Origin of the sequence: Streptomyces sp. NPDC001903, from assembly GCF_042891345.1 — a bacterium.
GTDB lineage: Bacteria > Actinomycetota > Actinomycetes > Streptomycetales > Streptomycetaceae > Streptomyces.
In genome coordinates this window covers 89,629-107,038 of sequence record NZ_JBIASZ010000012.1, presented here as the reverse complement: position 1 = coordinate 107,038, position 17,410 = coordinate 89,629, and the positions used below count along the sequence as shown (strand labels likewise).

Annotated in this window: 16 protein-coding genes; 15 read left to right on the top strand and 1 reads right to left on the bottom strand. The window is 74.4% G+C overall.

Features of this window, described 5'->3' with window-relative positions:
* Nucleotides 1–2: 2 nt before the first annotated feature.
* The 15 genes from ACFYZS_RS25330 (at nt 3) to ACFYZS_RS25260 (ending at nt 14,042) form a co-directional block, all read left to right on the top strand.
* On the top strand, nt 3–284 hold the full coding sequence (locus ACFYZS_RS25330) for an acyl carrier protein (protein WP_389016743.1): 282 nt from the start codon (nt 3–5) through the stop codon (nt 282–284).
* A complete protein-coding gene (locus tag ACFYZS_RS25325) occupies nt 281–1,465 on the top strand; it encodes an acyl-CoA dehydrogenase family protein (RefSeq protein ID WP_389016740.1) in 1,185 nt (394 codons plus the stop codon). Before ACFYZS_RS25330 ends, ACFYZS_RS25325 begins: the two co-directional genes overlap by 4 nt.
* Nucleotides 1,452–2,579 carry an HAD-IIIC family phosphatase gene (locus ACFYZS_RS25320; RefSeq protein ID WP_389016737.1) on the top strand — a complete coding sequence of 376 codons (1,128 nt, stop codon included), beginning with the start codon at nt 1,452–1,454 and terminating at the stop codon, nt 2,577–2,579. The genes ACFYZS_RS25325 and ACFYZS_RS25320 overlap by 14 nt, the downstream gene beginning before the upstream one ends.
* Complete coding sequence (locus tag ACFYZS_RS25315) at nt 2,576–3,199, top strand: class I SAM-dependent methyltransferase (RefSeq protein ID WP_389016734.1); 624 nt, start codon at nt 2,576–2,578, stop codon at nt 3,197–3,199. The genes ACFYZS_RS25320 and ACFYZS_RS25315 overlap by 4 nt, the downstream gene beginning before the upstream one ends.
* Complete coding sequence (locus ACFYZS_RS25310; protein WP_385575877.1) at nt 3,199–3,933, top strand: SDR family NAD(P)-dependent oxidoreductase; 735 nt, start codon at nt 3,199–3,201, stop codon at nt 3,931–3,933. The genes ACFYZS_RS25315 and ACFYZS_RS25310 overlap by 1 nt, the downstream gene beginning before the upstream one ends.
* 93 nt (nt 3,934–4,026) lie before the next feature.
* Nucleotides 4,027–5,304: an MFS transporter gene (locus ACFYZS_RS25305; RefSeq protein WP_389016731.1), complete on the top strand. Its 1,278-nt coding sequence runs from the start codon at nt 4,027–4,029 to the stop codon at nt 5,302–5,304.
* Nucleotides 5,305–5,331: 27 nt separating this feature from the next.
* On the top strand, nt 5,332–6,156 hold the full coding sequence (locus ACFYZS_RS25300; RefSeq protein WP_389016729.1) for a 4'-phosphopantetheinyl transferase family protein: 825 nt from the start codon (nt 5,332–5,334) through the stop codon (nt 6,154–6,156).
* Nucleotides 6,157–6,264: 108 nt separating this feature from the next.
* The gene (locus ACFYZS_RS25295; protein ID WP_389016727.1) at nt 6,265–7,512 is read left to right on the top strand and encodes an ATP-grasp domain-containing protein; all 1,248 of its coding nucleotides are present in this window, start codon (nt 6,265–6,267) and stop codon (nt 7,510–7,512) included.
* A 66-nt stretch (nt 7,513–7,578) separates the two neighbouring features.
* Complete coding sequence (locus ACFYZS_RS25290; RefSeq protein WP_389016725.1) at nt 7,579–8,310, top strand: class I SAM-dependent DNA methyltransferase; 732 nt, start codon at nt 7,579–7,581, stop codon at nt 8,308–8,310.
* A gap of 4 nt (nt 8,311–8,314) precedes the next feature.
* Nucleotides 8,315–9,160, top strand: coding sequence for a hypothetical protein (locus tag ACFYZS_RS25285; protein WP_389016723.1), 846 nt, complete (start codon nt 8,315–8,317; stop codon nt 9,158–9,160).
* Complete coding sequence (locus tag ACFYZS_RS25280; RefSeq protein ID WP_389016720.1) at nt 9,157–11,178, top strand: hypothetical protein; 2,022 nt, start codon at nt 9,157–9,159, stop codon at nt 11,176–11,178. Before ACFYZS_RS25285 ends, ACFYZS_RS25280 begins: the two co-directional genes overlap by 4 nt.
* Nucleotides 11,175–11,867, top strand: coding sequence for a guanitoxin biosynthesis heme-dependent pre-guanitoxin N-hydroxylase GntA (gene gntA, locus ACFYZS_RS25275; RefSeq protein WP_389016717.1), 693 nt, complete (start codon nt 11,175–11,177; stop codon nt 11,865–11,867). The genes ACFYZS_RS25280 and gntA overlap by 4 nt, the downstream gene beginning before the upstream one ends.
* Nucleotides 11,868–12,053: 186 nt before the next feature.
* Entirely contained in the window at nt 12,054–13,433 is a 1,380-nt protein-coding gene (locus ACFYZS_RS25270; RefSeq protein ID WP_389016714.1) for a helix-turn-helix domain-containing protein, read from the top strand.
* A gap of 123 nt (nt 13,434–13,556) precedes the next feature.
* A complete protein-coding gene (locus ACFYZS_RS25265; protein WP_389016711.1) occupies nt 13,557–13,775 on the top strand; it encodes a hypothetical protein in 219 nt (72 codons plus the stop codon).
* A gap of 81 nt (nt 13,776–13,856) precedes the next feature.
* On the top strand, nt 13,857–14,042 hold the full coding sequence (locus ACFYZS_RS25260; protein WP_389016708.1) for a hypothetical protein: 186 nt from the start codon (nt 13,857–13,859) through the stop codon (nt 14,040–14,042).
* A gap of 104 nt (nt 14,043–14,146) precedes the next feature.
* On the opposite strand, the gene ACFYZS_RS25255 is transcribed toward ACFYZS_RS25260, so the two are convergent.
* The gene (locus ACFYZS_RS25255) at nt 14,147–17,080 is read right to left on the bottom strand and encodes a BTAD domain-containing putative transcriptional regulator (RefSeq protein ID WP_389016706.1); all 2,934 of its coding nucleotides are present in this window, start codon (nt 17,078–17,080) and stop codon (nt 14,147–14,149) included.
* Nucleotides 17,081–17,410 lie beyond the last annotated feature (330 nt).

Below are 17,410 nucleotides of genomic sequence, written 5' to 3'. Positions count from 1 at the left end.
CCATGGCTGCTCCGCAGACCACCGCCCCCCGCCCGCACACTCCCGAGGAAGTCACAGCCACCGTACGGCAGTTCATCAGCCGGCTCAGCGGACGCCCGGGCATCGAGGACGACCGGCCGCTGATCTCGGACGGGGTCCTCGACTCCGTGGCCGCCGTCCAGATGGTCGACTTCGTCGAGCGCACCTTCGACGTCGAGATCGCCGACGAGGACCTCGAACTCGCCAACTTCGACTCCATCCGGGGCCTGGCCGGGCTCGTCAACCGCCGGCTGGCCGCATCGTGACCGGCTCCGCCCCCGAAGCCCTCCTCGCGGCCCTGCGGGACGAGGCGTTCACCGCCCGCGCCACCGCCTGGGAGCGCGCGGGAGCCGTCCCGCGCGCGGCCATCGACGAACTGGCCGCCCTCGGCCTGCTCGGCCTCACCGTGGACACCGCCCACCGGGGCAGCGGCACACCCCCGGCCGCCGTCACCGACGTGCACCGCCTGGTGGCCGCCGCCTCGCCCAGCCTGCACAGCCTGCTCGTCGTCCACGCCATGGTCTGCCACGCGGTGCGCCGCTGGGCCTCCGCCGAACTGCGCGACGAGCTGCTGCCCGAGCTGGCGACCGGCCGGATGCTCGCCGCGTTCGCCCTCACCGAGCAGCAGGCCGGCGCCGACACCGGCGCCCTGACCACCACCATCGAACGGGACGGCGACACCCTGCGGGTCACCGGCACCAAACGCTGGCTGTCGTTCGGCCAGATCGCCGACGCCTACCTCGTCTTCGGCAGCACGGACGGGCGCGGCAGCTGCGCCCTGGTGGACGCCGGAGCGGGCGTGCGCGTCGCCGTGGAACCCGTCACCGCGGGGCTGCGCGCCGCCCGGCTCGCCCGCGTCACGTTCGACGGCGCCACGGCACCGGCCTCCCGCGCGGTCGCCCGCCCCGGCATCGGCATCCCGTTCGTGGTGACCTCCTGCCTGACGCTGGGCAGGCTGTACGTCGCCGCCGGCGCCGTGGGCGTCGCCGAGGCCGCCCTGCGCCTGGCCGCCGACCACGCGGCCACCCGCGCCCACGGCGGCACCACCCTCGGTGACCGGCAACTCGTCCGGGGCCTGCTGGCCGACGCCGCCCTCGCCACCGACGCCGCCGCCCGCTACCTACGGCACACCGCCCACGAGATCGAGAACCGGGAGCCGTCCGCAGCGGTCACCGCCGCCCGCGCCAAGCTGCTGGCCAGCCGGGCGGCGACCACCGCCACCGCGACCGCCTCCCGCCTGCTGGGCGCGGCCGGGCAGACCGAGGACCACCCGCTGGCCCGCCTGCACGCCGCCGCGCGCGTCCACGAGGTCATCGAGGGCCCCACCGAAGTACTCCAGGACATCATCGCCGCCGACCTCCTGCGGGGCCGGCACAGCACCACGGACCGCGCCCCGTCCCCGGCGGCGCCGTACCGGGAGGAGGACGACCACCGTGCAGAGCACTGAGCCGGACACCCCGCCGGCCCCGCAGGTCAAATGCGTGGTCTGGGACCTCGACGACACCCTGTGGGACGGCACCCTCCTGGAGGGCGACGACCTCAGCGTCCCCGAGGCCAACCGGCAACTGGTCCGCACCCTCGACGAGCACGGCATCCTCCAGTCCGTCGCCAGCCGCAACGAACCCGACGCCGCCGCCGAGCAGCTGCGCGCCTTCGGGCTCGACGAGTACTTCCTGTACCCGCAGGTCGGCTGGTCGGCCAAGTCCGCCTCCCTGCGCGCCGTCGCCCAGGAGCTGAACATCTCGCCCGAGAGCGTGCTGTTCGTGGACGACTCCGAGTTCGAGCGCGCCGAAGTGGCCGGTGCACTGCCCGGCGTGCGCTGCATGACCCGGCAGGAACTGCACGCACTGGTGGCGGCCGGCGCGGTGCTGCCCGCGCAGGTGACCGACGACGCGCGGCGCCGCCGCGCGATGTACCTGGCGGAGAGCAGGCGCCGCACCCACGAGGTGGCCTTCGACGGCCCGGCGGCGGAATTCCTGGAGTCCCTCGGCATGACGCTGCGCGTGCGCGAGGCGAGCACCGCGGACCTCGCCCGCGCCGCCGAACTGACCCAGCGCACCCACCAGCTCAACACCACCGGCATCACCTTCGGCCAGGACGAACTGGCGTCACTGATCCGGGACCCGGGCCACCGCGTGCTCGTCGCCGAACTCGACGACCGCTTCGGTACGTACGGGACCATCGGACTCGCCGTCGTCGCCACCGGTACGACCGGCCGGGCCGGAGCGCGCGACGACGCGTCCCCCTGGACGATCCGGCTGCTGCTGATGTCCTGCCGCGTCATGGGACGCAACATCGGCACCAGCCTCATCGCCGCCGTCGCCCGACTGGCCGCGGCGCACGGCGCCGGCACCGTCGCCCACTTCCGGCCCACCGACCGCAACCGGCAGATGCTCGTCACCTACCGGTTCGCGGGATTCAACATCGAGTCCCGCACGGACGACCTGGTCGTCCTCTCCCTCCCCGAGGCGGGCGGCCCGGCCGTGCCCGGCTACGTACGCCTCGTCATCGAACACACCCCCGCCGCCCCGCGCGGCACGAGTCAGGAGCTCATCGCATGACCGCCTTCACGCAGACCTGGACCGACACCTTCTCCTCGGTGTACGCGCAGGAGCCGCTCGCCAAGCTGTCCTGGTTCAACGCCTCTCCCGGGCTCGAACTCATCAAGCGCGTCATCGACGGCACCCTCAAGCCCGGCCAGCGCCTCGTCGACCTGGGCAGCGGCCCGGGCGTCGACGCCGTGTTCCTCTCCGTGCAGGGACTCGACGTGACCGGCGTCGACCTGTCGCCCGACGCGGTGGCCCGTGCCCGCCGGTGGGCGGAACTCGCCGGAGCGCCGGCCGAGTTCATCCAGGGCGACGTGCTCGACGTACCGCTTCCCGACCACTCGGCCGACGTCGTGACCGACTCGTTCGTCTTCCACAACATGCGCGACGACGCACGGGAGCGGTACGCCGACGAGGTCCACCGCCTGCTGAAGCCGGGCGGCCTGTTCCTGCTCAACTCCTTCTCCGACCACATGGTCGAGGGCACCGGCCCGCGCCGCATCACCAGCGAGGAGATCCTCGCCACCTTCCGCCCCGACCGGTTCACCTGCGTGGGGCTGTACGTCTACCGCAACGTCCCCACCCAGGCCAAGCCCGACCAGCTGCACTGGTTCGGCGAATTCCGGGCCCGCTGATGCGCGTCGTGGTCACGGGCGGCGGACGGGGCATCGGACGCGCCGTCGCCCTCGGATTCGCCGAGCGCGGCGCCCGCGTCGCCCTGATGGCCCGTACCGCCGCCCAGGTGGAGTCGGTGGCCGCCGAGATCGAGGCCCTCGGCGCCGAGAGCCTCGCGCTGCCGGCCGACGTCGCCGACGAACAGCAGGTCGAACGGTGCGCCGAGCAGGTCGACCGGGCGTTCGGCGGTGTGGACGTGCTCGTCAACGCCGCCGGGCTGTTCGACCTCGGCCCGACCACCGGGTTCTCGGTGGACGCCGCCCGCGGCCTGCTCGACACGAACGTCATCGGCACCTTCCTCACCTGCAAGGTGTTCGGCGGACGGTTTCTGGAGCAGGGCCACGGCAAGGTCGTCAACTTCTGCTCCCTGCTCTCCTACACCGCCTTCCCCGAACGGGCGCTGTACGCGGCGAGCAAGGGCGGGGTCCTGCAGCTCACCCGGAGCCTGGGCGTCGAGTGGGCGGCGCGCGGAGTCAACGTCAACGCGGTGGCCCCCGGCATGATCCGCATCGAGACCCCGCACCCGGCCGCGCTCGCCGAGGACGCCATCGTGGGTCGGATCCCCGCCCGCCGGCGCGGCAGACCGCAGGACATCGTCGGCCCGGTGCTCTTCCTGGCCTCCCCGGAGGCCGACTACATCAACGGCCAGACGCTGGTCGTCGACGGAGGCTGGCTCAGCTATGGATACCTCTGAAAACCGCCCGCCCCCGGGCCTCCGCGGCCGGGCGTCCCCGGGTGAACCGCCGCGCCGGGCCGTGCCCGCGTCCGCACCGGGCGGTGCGGACCGGTGAAGGCGGCGGCAGGCAGGCAGCCGCTGCCCCTCTACACGGGGTTCCTCACCGGCTGGGGTGCCACCACGTTCGGCACCGGCCTCATGCTGCCGCTCACCGTGGCCTACCTCCGGGAGGTCCTGGGCCTGCCCACCTCCGGCGTCTCGCTGTACTTCGCGCTGTTCGCGGTGGCCGGACTCGCCGTCAACCCGCTCGCGGGCAGGATCGGCCGGATCCACGGCCCCGGTCTGCCCGCGATCGGAGCCACCGTCCTCCAGGCCGCCGGCGCGGCCTGGCTGGCCCTGGCGGACTCGATGGCCGCCACCGTGCCGGCCGCCTGCCTCTCCGGCGCGGGCACCGGCGCCTACTACGCGGTCCAGACCCCGCTGCTCACCAAGGTGTTCGGCACCTCGCACCTGAGCCGCGTCCTCTCCGGCCAGCACCGCGTCTCCGCCCTGACCGTGGCCGTGGGGGCGCTGCTGGGCGGACAGGCCGTGGAACACCTCGGCGAGGGCGGCTACACCCTGTGCGTGGTCGCCAACGCGGCCAGCTACCTGCTGTACGGTGCGACGCTCGTGCGGCTGCGCCGGGCGGTGGGGCGGCCGGCCGGACCCGGTGCGGACCGCGAGGATCCCGGCGCCCCGCGCGCCGATCCGGGGGAGCGCGGCACGGCGGCGCTGCGCGACCCGGTGTTCCGGCGGCTCCTCCTCCTGCAGACGGCCCTGGTCGTCTTCGGGCTGGCCCAGGTGGACGCCGTGGTGCCCGCGATCCTGCGCAACGCGCACCTGTCGGTCTCCGCCGTCAGTGTCGTGGTCGCCTGCAACACCGTCGGCGTGATCGCCTTCCAGGGCCTGGCCCTGCGGGTCGTCGAGCGGATCGGGTACGTCGCCGCGCTGATGGCGGCCATCCTGGTCTGGGTGGTCGCGATGGCCGCCCTGACGGCCGCCGTGCTGGTGCCCGGAACCGGCGTACGCCTGCTGCTCGGTGCCCTGTTCGGGCTGGTCTTCGCAGTCGGGGAGTGCCTGATCGCACCGAGCGTCCAGCCGCTCGTCACGCTGGCCGCCCCGGCGGCCCGGCTGGAGAGCTACGCCGCCGCCACCTCGCTCGCGCACGGCCTCGGGGCGTTCGTCGCGCCGCTGGTGCTGCTGCCGGTGGTGGACGGCGGCGGGGTCTGGAGCTACCTGGCCCTGCAACTGGGCGGTTACGCGCTCGCGTTGTACGCCCTGCTCTCGTTCCGCGGCCGCAGCGCGCGCCCCCTCGCCGCCCCCGTCCTGAGCAAGGAGGCACCCCCGTAGGGAGACACATCCGTGAAGGAGCCCCGAATGCGCCCCGAACCACCGCGGCACGCACCGCCGGCCGCGACGACGGGGGACGGCCGGGGCGGCCGGCCCGCGCGCGGTGACCTGCCGGGACCGGGCGAGGCCGCCGTCTGGGTCGTCCCCCTGGACTTCGTGCCCGACGCCCTTCTCGAGCGGGTGCTCGACCGGCGGGAGCGGGCCCGGGCGGCCGCGTTCCGGGACGCCCCCGCGCGGCGCCGCTACGTTGCCTCACACCTCGCGCTGCGGACCGTCCTGGGCGGATGCCTCGGCATCGGGCCCCGGGAGGTGCGCCTGGCCCGCGATCCCTGCGGCCTGCCGCACTGCGCCGAACCGCACGGGCGGCCCAGGATTGCGGGCGACGGGCCGGCCGTCGAGTTCTCGCTGTCCCGGGCGGGCGACCTGGCCGTCGTCGCGCTCGCCGCGGTCACCGTCGGCGCCGACGTCGAGTCACGAGCCTTCCGCCACCCCGCCAGCCCCCTCGAGGGCATGATCCGGCGGCTGCACCCGGCCGAACGCGCGGCGCTCGCCGAACTCCCGCCCGAGCGGCGGGAGGAGGGCTTCCTCAGCTGCTGGGTGCGGAAGGAGGCCTACCTGAAGGCCATCGGCACGGGGCTGCCCGGCGGCCTGGCCGGCCCGTGCGTGGGCCTGGCCGCCGACGCGGCCGCCGACGGGAAGGGGCCGGAGCCGACCACCCGGGGCTGGGCGTTCGCCGACCTCGACCTGCCGCCCGGCCACCGTGCGGCCCTCGCCATCGCGGCGCCGGACGAGCCGCCTCGTACGCCGGTCGTGACCGTCCGGACCCTCCGACTGCCTGCGCAAGAATATTAGTGACTGCTTTACTGACTTATCTTGACAGCGAGTCACAGAGATATTTGACTCTCTTTTACCCACCCCGATCGGCGACTGCGGAACCCGACCGGACCGAGAGGAAGACACGTGACACACGACCGTGCGGGAAGCCGTGAGACGCTGCTCGTCGTGGGCTCGGGCTACCGCGCCGGCCACGAGCGCCTGCTGGCCCAGATGGCCGCGGACGCCGACCTCGTCCTGCTCAACCCCGAACCGCCGACCTGGCAGCTGCACTGGGTCCAGGACTGCGCGGTCTTCGACGCCTCCGCGGGCGGTGACACCGACGGCGAAGCCCTGCGGGCCGCGAAGGCCCTGCTGGCACGCCGCCGGGTCGCGGCCGTGGTCACCTACGAGGAGACCATGGTCGTCACCGCCGCACGCCTGGCCCACGGCCTGGGACTGCCCGGCGTGCCGGTCGCCGCGGCCGAGCTGGCACGCGACAAGCACCGCCAGCGCACCCTGCTCGCCGACACCGGCATCTCCCCGACCCGCTCCCACCTCGTCCACGACCTGGACGCGGCCCGCCGGGCCGCCCGCGACATCGGCTACCCGCTGATCGTCAAACCGCGCGGCCTGTCCGGCAGCGCCGGCGTGCGCCGGGTGGACGAGGAATCCGAGTTCGACGCCGCCTTCGACGCCGCACTGCACGCGGACAAGATGGGGCTCGATAGCGAGGGGATCCTCGTCGAGGAATTCCTGGAGGGTTTCGAATTCGACGTGGACTGCCTCGTCCACGACGGCACGGCCACCCCCGTCTCGTGGGCCCGCAAGATCTGGGCCTACGACCCCTACCCGGTCGAGGCCGGCTTCATCACCGGACACGGCACCCTGGGCCGGGCCGAGATGACCGAGGGCTTCGACCTCGCCTGCCGCAGCGTCCTCGCCGCCGGGATCGACCGCACCGTGGCCCACGTCGAGGTCAAGATGACCCCGGCGGGACCGCGCATCATCGAGCTCAACGCGCGACCGGGCGGCGACATCGCCTCCCGCATCGTGGAGCTGGCCCGAGGGGTGCGCCTGGGCTCCCTGCTCACCGCCGCCGCCCTGGGCCGCGCGCCGGAGATCGCATCCAGCGGCGACCGCTCGGCCGGCATCCGCTTCCTCTACCCCCGCACCCGCCAGCGCTTCGACGGCCTCGCCGAAGCCCCCGCGCTGCGCGCCCGCCCCTGGATCCACGAGATCGGGGAGCTGCGCCCGCGCGGCGAGACGGTGACGCCCCCTCCGCAGGACCTCTACGGGCGCGTCGGTTACGTCATGGCCACCGGCCCGCACGCCGACGAGGTCGAGGACCGCCTGCTCCTGGCCCACCACGAGCTGCGCGTCCTCGGTTCCTGACGCCACCGCCCGATCCCACCGCCCGTCCTCGCCGCACCACCCCTGACCACGAGAAAGGCCAACACCATGACCGACTGGAAGCCCGAGACGTACGGCCCCCGCTGGAAGAGCGTGTACGACGAGATCAATTGGCCGCAGCCCGAGGGAGCCGTCGACTTCCTCGCCAAGCGCGTCGGCGGCGGCCGGGCCCTCGAACTCGCCATCGGGACCGGCCGCGTAGCCCTCCCGCTCGCGCAGCGCGGCGTCCCCCTCGACGGGCTCGACGCGTCCCCCGAGATCGTCGACGTGATGCGCACCAAGCCCGGCGGCGACTCCATCGAGGTGTCCATCGGCAACATCGCCGACTTCACCTCCGAGCGCCGCTACTCCCTCATCTTCCTGCTGCTCAACTCGCTCTACGCGTTGCAGACCCAGGAGGAGCAGATCCAGTGCTTCGAATCGGTGGCCGCCCACCTGGAGCCCGGCGGGCTCTTCGTCGTCGAGACCTTCGTGCCCGACCCGACCCGCTTCCGCTTCAACGGCCGCGCCCACGTGTACGACGTCGGACTCGACCACGTCCGCATCGAGGCCGACACCTTCGACCGGGCCACCCAGCACATCAAGGAGAACCACGTCGAGATCCGGGAGGACGGCATCAAGCTCTACCCGGCCTTCCTGCGGTACACGTGGCCCTCCGAGCTCGACCTCATGGCCAGGATCGCCGGACTCGAGCTCAGCGAGCGCTGGGGCGACTGGGGCAACGTCCCCTACGACACGTACTCCGAGAACCACATCGGCGTTTACCGCAAGGCGGGCTGACACCGTGCCGGACGAACGGGCCCCCGCCGCCCTGACCCCGGAGGTGGCCGACGCCCGCTGCGACCCCGGGCTGCCGCCGGCCGGGCCGCACACCGGGCGGCCCCACCCGGTGGCGGCCCTCGTGGACCGGATCGGGGACCTGTTCGTGCCGCTCGGCTTCGACGTGGTCGACCTGCCCCTGCTGGAGTCGGCCCGCGACAACTTCGACGTGCTCGGCTATCCGCAGGACCACCCGACCAGGACCCGCCTGAGCTTCTTCCCGGCCCCCGACCTGGTCCTGCGCACCCACGCCACGTCCGGCGGCCCGCAGGCCATGCGGGCCGCGGCCCCCGGGCCGCTGCGCACCCTGCTCGTGGGCACCTGCTTCCGCAACGAACTCTCCTCCCCGTACTCGGGCTCCCAGTTCACCCAGATCGACGGACTGGTGGTCCAGCCGGGCGCGGGCCTGCCGGACCTCATGGGGCTCTTCGACCGCCTGGTGTCCGGCCTGTTCGGACACGGACATCCGTGGCGCGTGCGCCGCGGCGACTACCCCTTCGCCTCACCCGGGTTCGCCGTGGACGTGGCCTGCCCCCGCTGCGCCCCGGGCTGCGACGAGTGCGAGGGCCGCGGACGCATCGAGATCGGCGCCGGCGGCCTGCTGCGCGACGAGGTGCTCACCGCCGGGGGCTACGACCCGCACGAGGTCGTGGGACTGAGCTTCGGCTGCTCCGTCGAGCGCCTGCTCAGACTCACCCACGGACTGACCGACATCCGGGAACTGCTGGTCAACGACGTGCGCCTGCTGGAGCAGTTCGACTACGCCGGCCTGCCGGCGGGGTCGCCGCAGAAAGGAACCGACCGACCGTGAAGATCCCCCTCGCCTGGCTGGAGCAGGAGTGCGGCGGCCCCGTCGACCGCGCCGCCCTCCTGGACCACCTCCACGAGAGCGGAGCTCGCGCAGGGTTGCACGCCGATCGCGTGGTGGAGGTGCTGCCCCCGCCCGAGCTCGCCCACCTCGGCTCCGTCCGCGGACTGGCCGCCGAGGTCCGCGCCCGCACCGCGGCCGGGCCGACCGCCCCCCAGCGGTCGGCATCCCGGTGGTCGGCGCCCCTCCCGGACGGCCTCGCCCTGACGGCCCAGGACGGCCTCCCCGGCCGCGTGGCGGCTGCCGTCGTCCGGCTCCCGGGCGAGGTCCGCCTGCCGGGCGCGGCAGCGGACCGGCTGCGCGCGGCGGGCGTGCCGCTCACCGGAACCGTGGCCGACCTGGCGGCGTACGTCGGCCTCGAGACGGGGCAGCCCCTCGGCGCGGCCGCCGCCGGGGAACTCGACCTCACCGGCCTGCGACTGGGCCCCGCGGGCCCCGCCGACTCCGCCGATCCCACGGCGCCCGCCGGGCCGCCCCCCGGAGGACTGCTGCTCCGCTCCGGCGAACGCACCGTGGCCGTCCTCGGTCGGGACACCCCGGCGGCAGCCGTCCCGGCCGATGGCCGCGACACCCTGGTGTGGGCCTGGTGGCTCGACCCGGCGGCCGCCCACCCCGCCCCCGGGACCGGCCCGTGCGCCGACCCCGACGGGCCCCCCGCCGTACGGGGACACGACCCGGACTCCTGCGACCGGGCGGTGGCCCGCCTCGCCGAACTCGTCACCGACTGGGCGGGCGGCACCGTCACGGCCGCCGGCGGTGCCGGCGCGTCCGCGCCCGCACCGCGCGTGCTGCGCCCGGACCCCGGAGAACTGCGCCGCCTGGTCGACCCGGATCTCGACCTCGCGACGCTGGCCGCCCTGCTGACCGCCGGCGGAGCGGTCGTCGCGCCTCCCGAGGAAGGCCGCCCGCTGCACGTCACGGTGCCCGCCGCCCGGCCGGACCTGGACGGTGTTCCCGCGCTGGCGGGGGAGGCCGCCCGGGTCCGCGGCTACCCGACGCTGCCGCGCCGACTGCCGCCCTCCGCCGCCGGCCCGTGGCCGGACCGGGCGCGCCTGCTGCGCCGCGGCCTCACCACGGCCTCGCTGAGACGGGGGCTGCAGCAGGTCACCACCCCGGTGCTGCTGCGCTCCGGCGAGCCCCTCGGCGCGGTCGGCACCCCACCGGCGGCCGAGCCCGTCACCGTGCACGGGCGGGCCGGACTGCGCGCCATGCGGGTGCGCGGTTCGCTGCTGCCCGGTCTGCTCGTCGTCGCGGGCCGAGCGCTGCGCCTGACCGGAGCGGCCCACGTCTTCGAGGTCGGCCAGGTTCCGCGCTCCGCCGCGCTCGGGGACGAGTCCTGGCGGATCGCCGCCGTCCTCGCCGGAGCCGTCGCGCCCCCGTCCTTGGTCGAACCCAGGCCACGGACCGCGGGCTTCGCCGACCTGAACGGCCTCCTGCGGACGGCGGCCGCCGCGGCCGGCCACGAGGCACTCGAGCTGATGCCCGAACCCCACGCGGAGTTCGCGGCGGGCGCCTCCTTCACCGTCCGCGTCCACGGCACCGTCGTGGGCCGGGCCGGGATCCTCTCCGAGGAGACCGCGGCCCTCGCCGACGCCGCGGGGGAGCGGGTGTGCTGCGCCGAACTCGACCTGGACCTGCTGGGCGGCCCCGCGCCGGTCCCGCCCACCGTGCGGATCCCGGAGCCGCTCCCGCCGCCCGCGTTCAACGTCAGCGTCGTCGTGACCGAGGACGTCTCGGCCGGCGAGGTCCTGCGGGTCGTCGCCCGGGCCGGCGCCACCGAGGACCGGCGGGTCGCGGTGAAGGACCTGCTGCAGGGCGGGCAGGTGCCCGCGGGACACCTCTCGCTCACCGTACGCGCGGAGTTCCTCCGTACGGACGAGGGCCCCCTGCGCGACGAACGCCGCCGCCGCCGAGAAGCGGTCCTGCGGGCGCTCGCCGACCGCGGCTGGAGCGGGCGATGACGGAACGGAACACGCCCGGCCGCGAGCACCCCGGGCACGCCGAGGAGGTCGTGGAGCGCTTCACCGCCTGGCTGCGCGCCGACACGTTCACCTGCCTGGGCGCCCGCGCCGCACTCCAGCGCGGCGAACTGGCCACCGGCGTCTACGGGACCCTGGGCGACCGCCGGGACCTGCACCGGCTCCGCATGGACCTCGTACGGTTCGCCGCCGGCCCACTGGCGGGCCCCGGACGCTTCCACTCCTTCGCGGCCATCTTCACGCGGTCCGATCCGGCGGACGAGGAGGTGTTCGAGGAGTTGCTCTGGCAGCAGCTGACCGCACTCCACCGGGCCGACCGCGCGGAGCACCCGTGGGCCCGCGAGGTCTCGCCCGACCCGCGCGATCCCCGGTTCGGGATCAGCGTCGGCGGCCACCCCTTCTTCGTCATCGGCCTGCACCGCCGCGCCTCGCGCATCTCGCGGCGCTTCGCCCATCCCGTTCTGGTCTTCAATTCCCACCGCCAGTTCGCCGAACTCAAGCGCACCGGCGTCTATCAGGGAATGCAGACGAAAATACGCGGCAAGGAAGTGGCGCTCCAGGGCGATGTGAACCCGATGCTCGCCGAGCACGGCGAGGTCTCCGAAGCACGGCAGTACTCCGGCCGCGCGGTCCCCCCGCACTGGACGTGCCCGTTCGACCGGCACGGCTGAAGCCCGAGATGCCGGCCCGACCCGCACCGACCACCGCGCCGCCACCCGCCCCCGAGGCCCGGCCGCAGCACGCCGGCGACTGACGCACCACCGGGTTCCACCCGTCCGACCTGGTACCGCCCGGTCTTGACCGAGTATATTCACTCGTTCTGTCCCGCAGTCAGTCACAATGAAGGGGAAGCCGCCATGGCGGAATCGCAGGCTCTGGGCTCACGGATCCGCCGACTGCGCCGGGAGGCGGGCCTGTCGCAGATGGACCTGGCCGGCACGGAGCTCTCCCCGAGCTACATCTCGCTGCTGGAGGCCGGCAAGCGGACCCCCTCCCCGGAGGTGCTGGAGCAGATCGCCGCCCGGCTCGGCTGCCCGCCCGAGCACCTGCTGGAGATGGTGGCGACCGATCGGCCCGACACCCTCCAGACCGATCTGCGCTACGCGGAGATCAGCCTGCGCAACGGCGACCCGAAGACCGCGCTGGACACCTTCACCGCGGTCCGCGACGCGGCAGCCGCCCAGGGCAAGGACGCGGTCCGCCTCTCCGCCGAGTACGGCGTGGCCCAGGCGCTGGAGCACGACGGCCGGCTGGAGGAGGCCGCCGAGCGCTACCAGGCGCTGCTCGACCACGCCGGGTACGGGCAGTCCCTGGTGCCGCGGCTCGCGGTCGCGGTGGCGCTGTGCCGCTGCCACCGCGAGATGGGCGACCTCGCCCACGCCGTCGACCTGGCCACCACCACCCTGGAAGAGGCCCGCCGGCTCCGGATCACCCCGACCGTGCTGGGTGTCGAACTGCTGGCCACGCTCGTCGGACTGCACTGCGAACGCGGCGACCTGCACCGCGCCGCCGCGCTGGCCCGGACCGCCATCGAGGAGGCCGAGGGGGTCAGCGACCGCAAGGCCCTGGGCGCCGCGTACTGGAACGCCGGTGTGGTGGCGCACCGCAGCGGTGAGTCCGCCGACGCCCTGCTCCTGCTGGAGCGCGCCCTGGCCATCTACTCCGAGGGCGACGACGCCCGCGCCCTGTCCCGGCTGCGCAACGCCTACGCGTCGGTGCTCATGCAGTCGGAGACCGCCGACATCGCGGAAGCCAAGGCGCAGCTGACACGGAGCGCGGAGGCCCTCGCCGACCACGGCAGCACCGTCGACATGGCCTACTGCGAGACCTCGCTGGCCCGCGCCTGCCTGCTGGAGTCCGACGCCCCCCAGGCGGAGCGGCACGCCCGCCGGGCCCTGGAGCTGCTGGGGTCCGGGCACCGGCTGGAGACGGCCCGGACCCTTCTGGTGCTGGCGGGCGCCCAACTGCAGCTCGGCGAAGCGGCGGCGGCCGAAGCCGGCTGCGAGCGGGCCGCGCTCCTGCTGGAGGCCTCCGAAGCCGACCGGCAGGCCGCGTCCGCGTGGAACGACCTCGGCGAGCTGCTGGAGCGCTCCGGGCGCACCGAGCGGGCCGTGTGGGCGTACCGGCAGAGCCTGCGCTGCCTCGGCCAGCGCAGCAGCCTGCTCCCTGCCGCCGGTGCATCCACCGGGGCGTCCGGCAACGGCGACCTCGGTCAACAGGGTTCGGCCCGGGCGTAGATCGGTTGCTGATCCTGTGTTGATCGTCGGCGACTAGCGTCGGTCACGACAGGCCGGTACGGGCCGCGACCCTCTCCGCGTCCCCTCTCCCCGGTCCATGCCCCGACGAAAGTAGCGCTCCGCATGTCGCACGTCCCCAGCCGCTTCACCGGTGCCCCCACCACCCTCCGGGGCGCCGCCACCAGACCTGCCCCCCGGCTGACGGCCCGCGCGGTGGTCCTGGCCCTGCTGCTGGCCCTGTGCCCCGTCCACATCGCCCTCACCTCGACGGCGGACCGTGACGTCCTGCCGACCGGGCACCAGAGCCTGCGCCCCGAGCGCGACGTCCCGCTGTGCTGCTGACGCGACCCGTCGGCATCACCGCACCGCCCCCCCAGCACCCACCGGTGGACCACCGGTGGTGACCGTCAAGGAGGACCACCCATGTCCAAGCTGCCCACTGCCCGCCCCGCCCTCGGCCTGCTGACCCTTCTGGCCGCGGCCCTCCTGGGCCTCGCGGGAGCCGGTTCCGTCGGTTCCACCCCCGACTCCTCCGCGGCGGGCGGTGGCCGCAGCGTCGCCGTCAACAACACCGGGTCGGACTTCACGCCGCCGGGACCCATCATGTGACGCACGCTCCGCGGACGGCCGTCCGGCAGCGCGGGTACCCCGCGCCGGGCGGCTGCTTCGCACTCCGCACCCGGGAGTCCCGTCCCCCGTAACGGGAACCCCGGTCAGGCCAAGGTGGCCAGCAGCTCCGACACATCGGCCGCATCGGGCAGCCCGAGCCGGGTGAAGACGCCGTGGGCCTGCTTCAGCTGCTCCCTGGCCCGGTACGTCTCGCCCAGGTCGGCAAGCGCCCGCCCCATCGCCACCGAAGCCTGCGCCCGGTCGCGCTCCGAGCACGCCTCCTCGCAGCGCTCGACCGCCGCGGCCGCGTGCTCCACCGCCTCCGGCACCCGCCCGGTCCGCCGCAGCGTCTCCGCCAGCCGGTACAGCACCTGTGCCTCCCGCTCCCGCAGCCCGGCCGCCCGGCACACCGCCAGCGCCTCGCCATAGCGCACCACCGCCTCCTCGAAGCGGCCCACCCCGTGCAGCGCCAACCCGAGCACGTACAACGCGTACGCCGCCCCGACCCGGTCCTCCAACTCCTCCATGACCGACAGCGCGGACTCACAAGCGGGAACCGCCTCCGCGGGAGACCCGCTGCGCACCCGGGCCAGCGCCGCGTTGACGCTCGTCACGGCCGCACCGGACCGGTGGCCCAGGGTGTGCGCGAGGGCGATCGCCTCGTCGTAGCAGGCCGCCGCCTCCTCGAAGCGGTGGAGGAACTGGGCGACCAGCCCCAGGTCGTTGAGGGCCTGGCGGAGCGTGTAGACGTCGCCCGCGGCGCGGGCCGCCGCCACGGACAGCTCGGCGTGCCGCCCCGCTTCCTCGATCCTGTCCGCGCGCAGGGCGATGCCGCTGCACAGTATCCGCGACCGCCCGATGGTCCGCCGGCAGCCGTTCAGCTCCGCGGCCTCGGTCAGCGTCAGCGCCACCGGTGCCATCCGCTCGTACCAGACGGCGGGGGTGAACGGGCTGACCGCGAGCAGCAGGTCGACCGCGCCGGCGAGCCGGTCCCCTGCGGCGTCCGGCAGCCGCAGGGCGACGGTGCTCAGCGCGGCCGCCATCAGGCCGTCGATCTCGGTCACCACCCAGGCCCGGGCGGCGTGCACGTCGCCGAACTCCAGCCCGACCGAGCGCAGCGGACCGAACGCGTTCGCCACCGCGTCGCCGGGGATCGCGTGCGGGAAGGCACTGGCGGCCGTCGCCAGCAGGAAGTCCAGCAGTCTGCCGAAGGCCTCCGCCGCCTCCGCGGGGTCGTGCGACTCGGCACGCTGCCGGGCGAAGACCCGCACCAGGTCGTGGAATCCGTAGCGGCCGGGCTTGGCCGACTCCACCATCGCGGCATCGGTCAGCGACTCCAGCAGGTCCTCTGCCGTCGATTCGTCGACGCCCAGTGCCGCGGCGGCCGTCGGCACCCCGATGTCCGCCGCACCGGCCAGGGAGACCAACCGGAACGCCCTCGCCTGGGCCTCGGTGAGCTGCTGGTAGCCCAGTTCGAAGACGGCGTCGATGGCCAGCGTGCCGATCCGCAGCTCGGCGATGCGCCGCTGCTCGTCCGCCAGGCGCGCGGTCAGCGTCGCCACCGGCCACGAGGGCCGTGCCGACAGCCGGGCGGCCACGATCCGCACCGCGAGGGGCAGATGACCGCAGGCCTCGACCAGCCTCAGCGCCTCCTCCCGCTGCGCGGCCAGCCGCTCCCGGCCGATGATCGCCCCGATCAGCTCCAGTGCCTCGTCGGTGCGGAACGGCTCCAGCAGCAGCTGGGACGTCAACGACAGGTCGAACATGGGCGATCTGCTCGTGATGACGACCGCGCAACTGGGTGACCCGGGGATGAGTTCGCGGACCTGGGCGGCGTCCCGGGCGTTGTCCAGGACGATCAGCAGCCGCCGCCCGTCGATCAGCGACCGGAAGAGCCTGCCCCGGTCCTCGACGCCGTCCGGCACCTGGTCCTCCGGAACCCCCAGGGCCGCCAGGAACCCGGCCAGGACGAAACCCGGTTTCGCCGGGTCGGGCCCGTTGCCCCGCAGATCGGCATGGAGCTGGCCGTCCGGGTAGTGGGAGCGCGCCCGATGGGCGACGTACAGGGCGAGGCAGCTCTTGCCCACGCCCCCCATTCCCGCGGCTGCCAGCACGACCGGCGTCCGGCGCACCGGCTCGGTCAGCAGCGCGTGCCAGACATCGACCTGATCGCGCCGTCCGACGAAGTCCGGCGCGTCGTACGGCAGCTGGGCGGGCACCACGCCCTCGGTCCCGGCCCCCAGCACGCCCGGCCCGTGCCCCGGCGACGGCTCCGACGCTGACACCGGGGCCGACGGCACCGGCTCCGGCCCGGCCTGCACGGGATCGCCGACGAGGATCCGACGGTGCACCTCGGCCAGCTCAGGCCCGGGCTCGATGCCCTGTTCCTCGATCAGCAGGTCCCGCACCCGCCCGAACACCGCCAGGGCATCGGCCTGCCGCCCCGCCTTGTGCAGCGCCCGCATCAGCAGGCCGTACGGACGCTCCCGCAGCGGGTGCGCCTCGGTCAGTTCGACCAGATCCGGAATGGCCGAGCGGTGCCGGCCCAGCGCCAGGGAGAGCTCGAAGTGCTCCTCGCACAAGGTCAGCCGCAACTCTTCCAGGCGGACCCGCTGTCGCTCCGCGAACGGCCCGGGCACCCCGGCCAGGGGCTCCGCCTGCCACAGCTCCAACGCCTGAGCCAGCAGCCGGGCGCCCTCTTCCGTCCGGCCGTCGGAGGTGGCGCGCGCGGCCGCGGCCGCCAGCCCTTCCGCCCGGCAGAGGTCCAGTGCCCCGTCGGGCACCGTCAGCCGGTAGCCGTCACCGGCCAGCTCCAGGGCGGTCGGCGCCGCGTCCTCCGGCTCCAGCAGCTTCCGCAGCCGCCACACGTACGTGCGGACGGTGGTGACCGCGCGGGCGGGCGGCTCGTCCCCCCACAGCGCCCCGACGATCTGCGTCATGGAGACGGGCTGGTTCCCCCGCAGCAGCAGGAGCGACAGTAACGCCTGCTGTTGTGGCGGCCCCACCCGCAGTTCGACGTCCCCCCGGTAAGCGCGCACCGCGCCGAGTATCTCGAATCGGAATGCTCCAGCCACTTGGTGGTTCTCCTCGCAACAGCCAGTACCGACACAGGCACGTGACGCCTGTGGTCCTCTGCAAGACGCGATTCGCCGGGCCGAGGATCCACCTCTTGGGCCATGAGGTGAGGAGGATTACGAAATGTCGCCGCAGTCCAGGCGGCCGCGATCTCGGTGACCAGGCCCTCCGCCGGCGTCCTGATCCGGACTGTGGCGGCCGGTGAACCAGGCCGCGAGGGTGACCACCGGGTTGCGTGTGCCATGGACGCACGCCGGCGAGGTCCGGGCGGCACGCAGCCGGACCCCAGGCCG

What these genes read in the sequence shown, in the direction of transcription:
- ACFYZS_RS25330 (WP_389016743.1), top strand. Translation starts at nt 3, where the DNA reads ATGGCTGCTCCGCAGACCACCGCCCCCCGCCCGCACACTCCCGAGGAA.
- ACFYZS_RS25315 (WP_389016734.1), top strand. Translation starts at nt 2,576, where the DNA reads ATGACCGCCTTCACGCAGACCTGGACCGACACCTTCTCCTCGGTGTAC.
- ACFYZS_RS25310 (WP_385575877.1), top strand. Translation starts at nt 3,199, where the DNA reads ATGCGCGTCGTGGTCACGGGCGGCGGACGGGGCATCGGACGCGCCGTC.
- ACFYZS_RS25300 (WP_389016729.1), top strand. Translation starts at nt 5,332, where the DNA reads ATGCGCCCCGAACCACCGCGGCACGCACCGCCGGCCGCGACGACGGGG.
- ACFYZS_RS25290 (WP_389016725.1), top strand. Translation starts at nt 7,579, where the DNA reads ATGACCGACTGGAAGCCCGAGACGTACGGCCCCCGCTGGAAGAGCGTG.
- gntA (WP_389016717.1), top strand. Translation starts at nt 11,175, where the DNA reads ATGACGGAACGGAACACGCCCGGCCGCGAGCACCCCGGGCACGCCGAG.
- ACFYZS_RS25270 (WP_389016714.1), top strand. Translation starts at nt 12,054, where the DNA reads ATGGCGGAATCGCAGGCTCTGGGCTCACGGATCCGCCGACTGCGCCGG.
- ACFYZS_RS25265 (WP_389016711.1), top strand. Translation starts at nt 13,557, where the DNA reads ATGTCGCACGTCCCCAGCCGCTTCACCGGTGCCCCCACCACCCTCCGG.
- ACFYZS_RS25260 (WP_389016708.1), top strand. Translation starts at nt 13,857, where the DNA reads ATGTCCAAGCTGCCCACTGCCCGCCCCGCCCTCGGCCTGCTGACCCTT.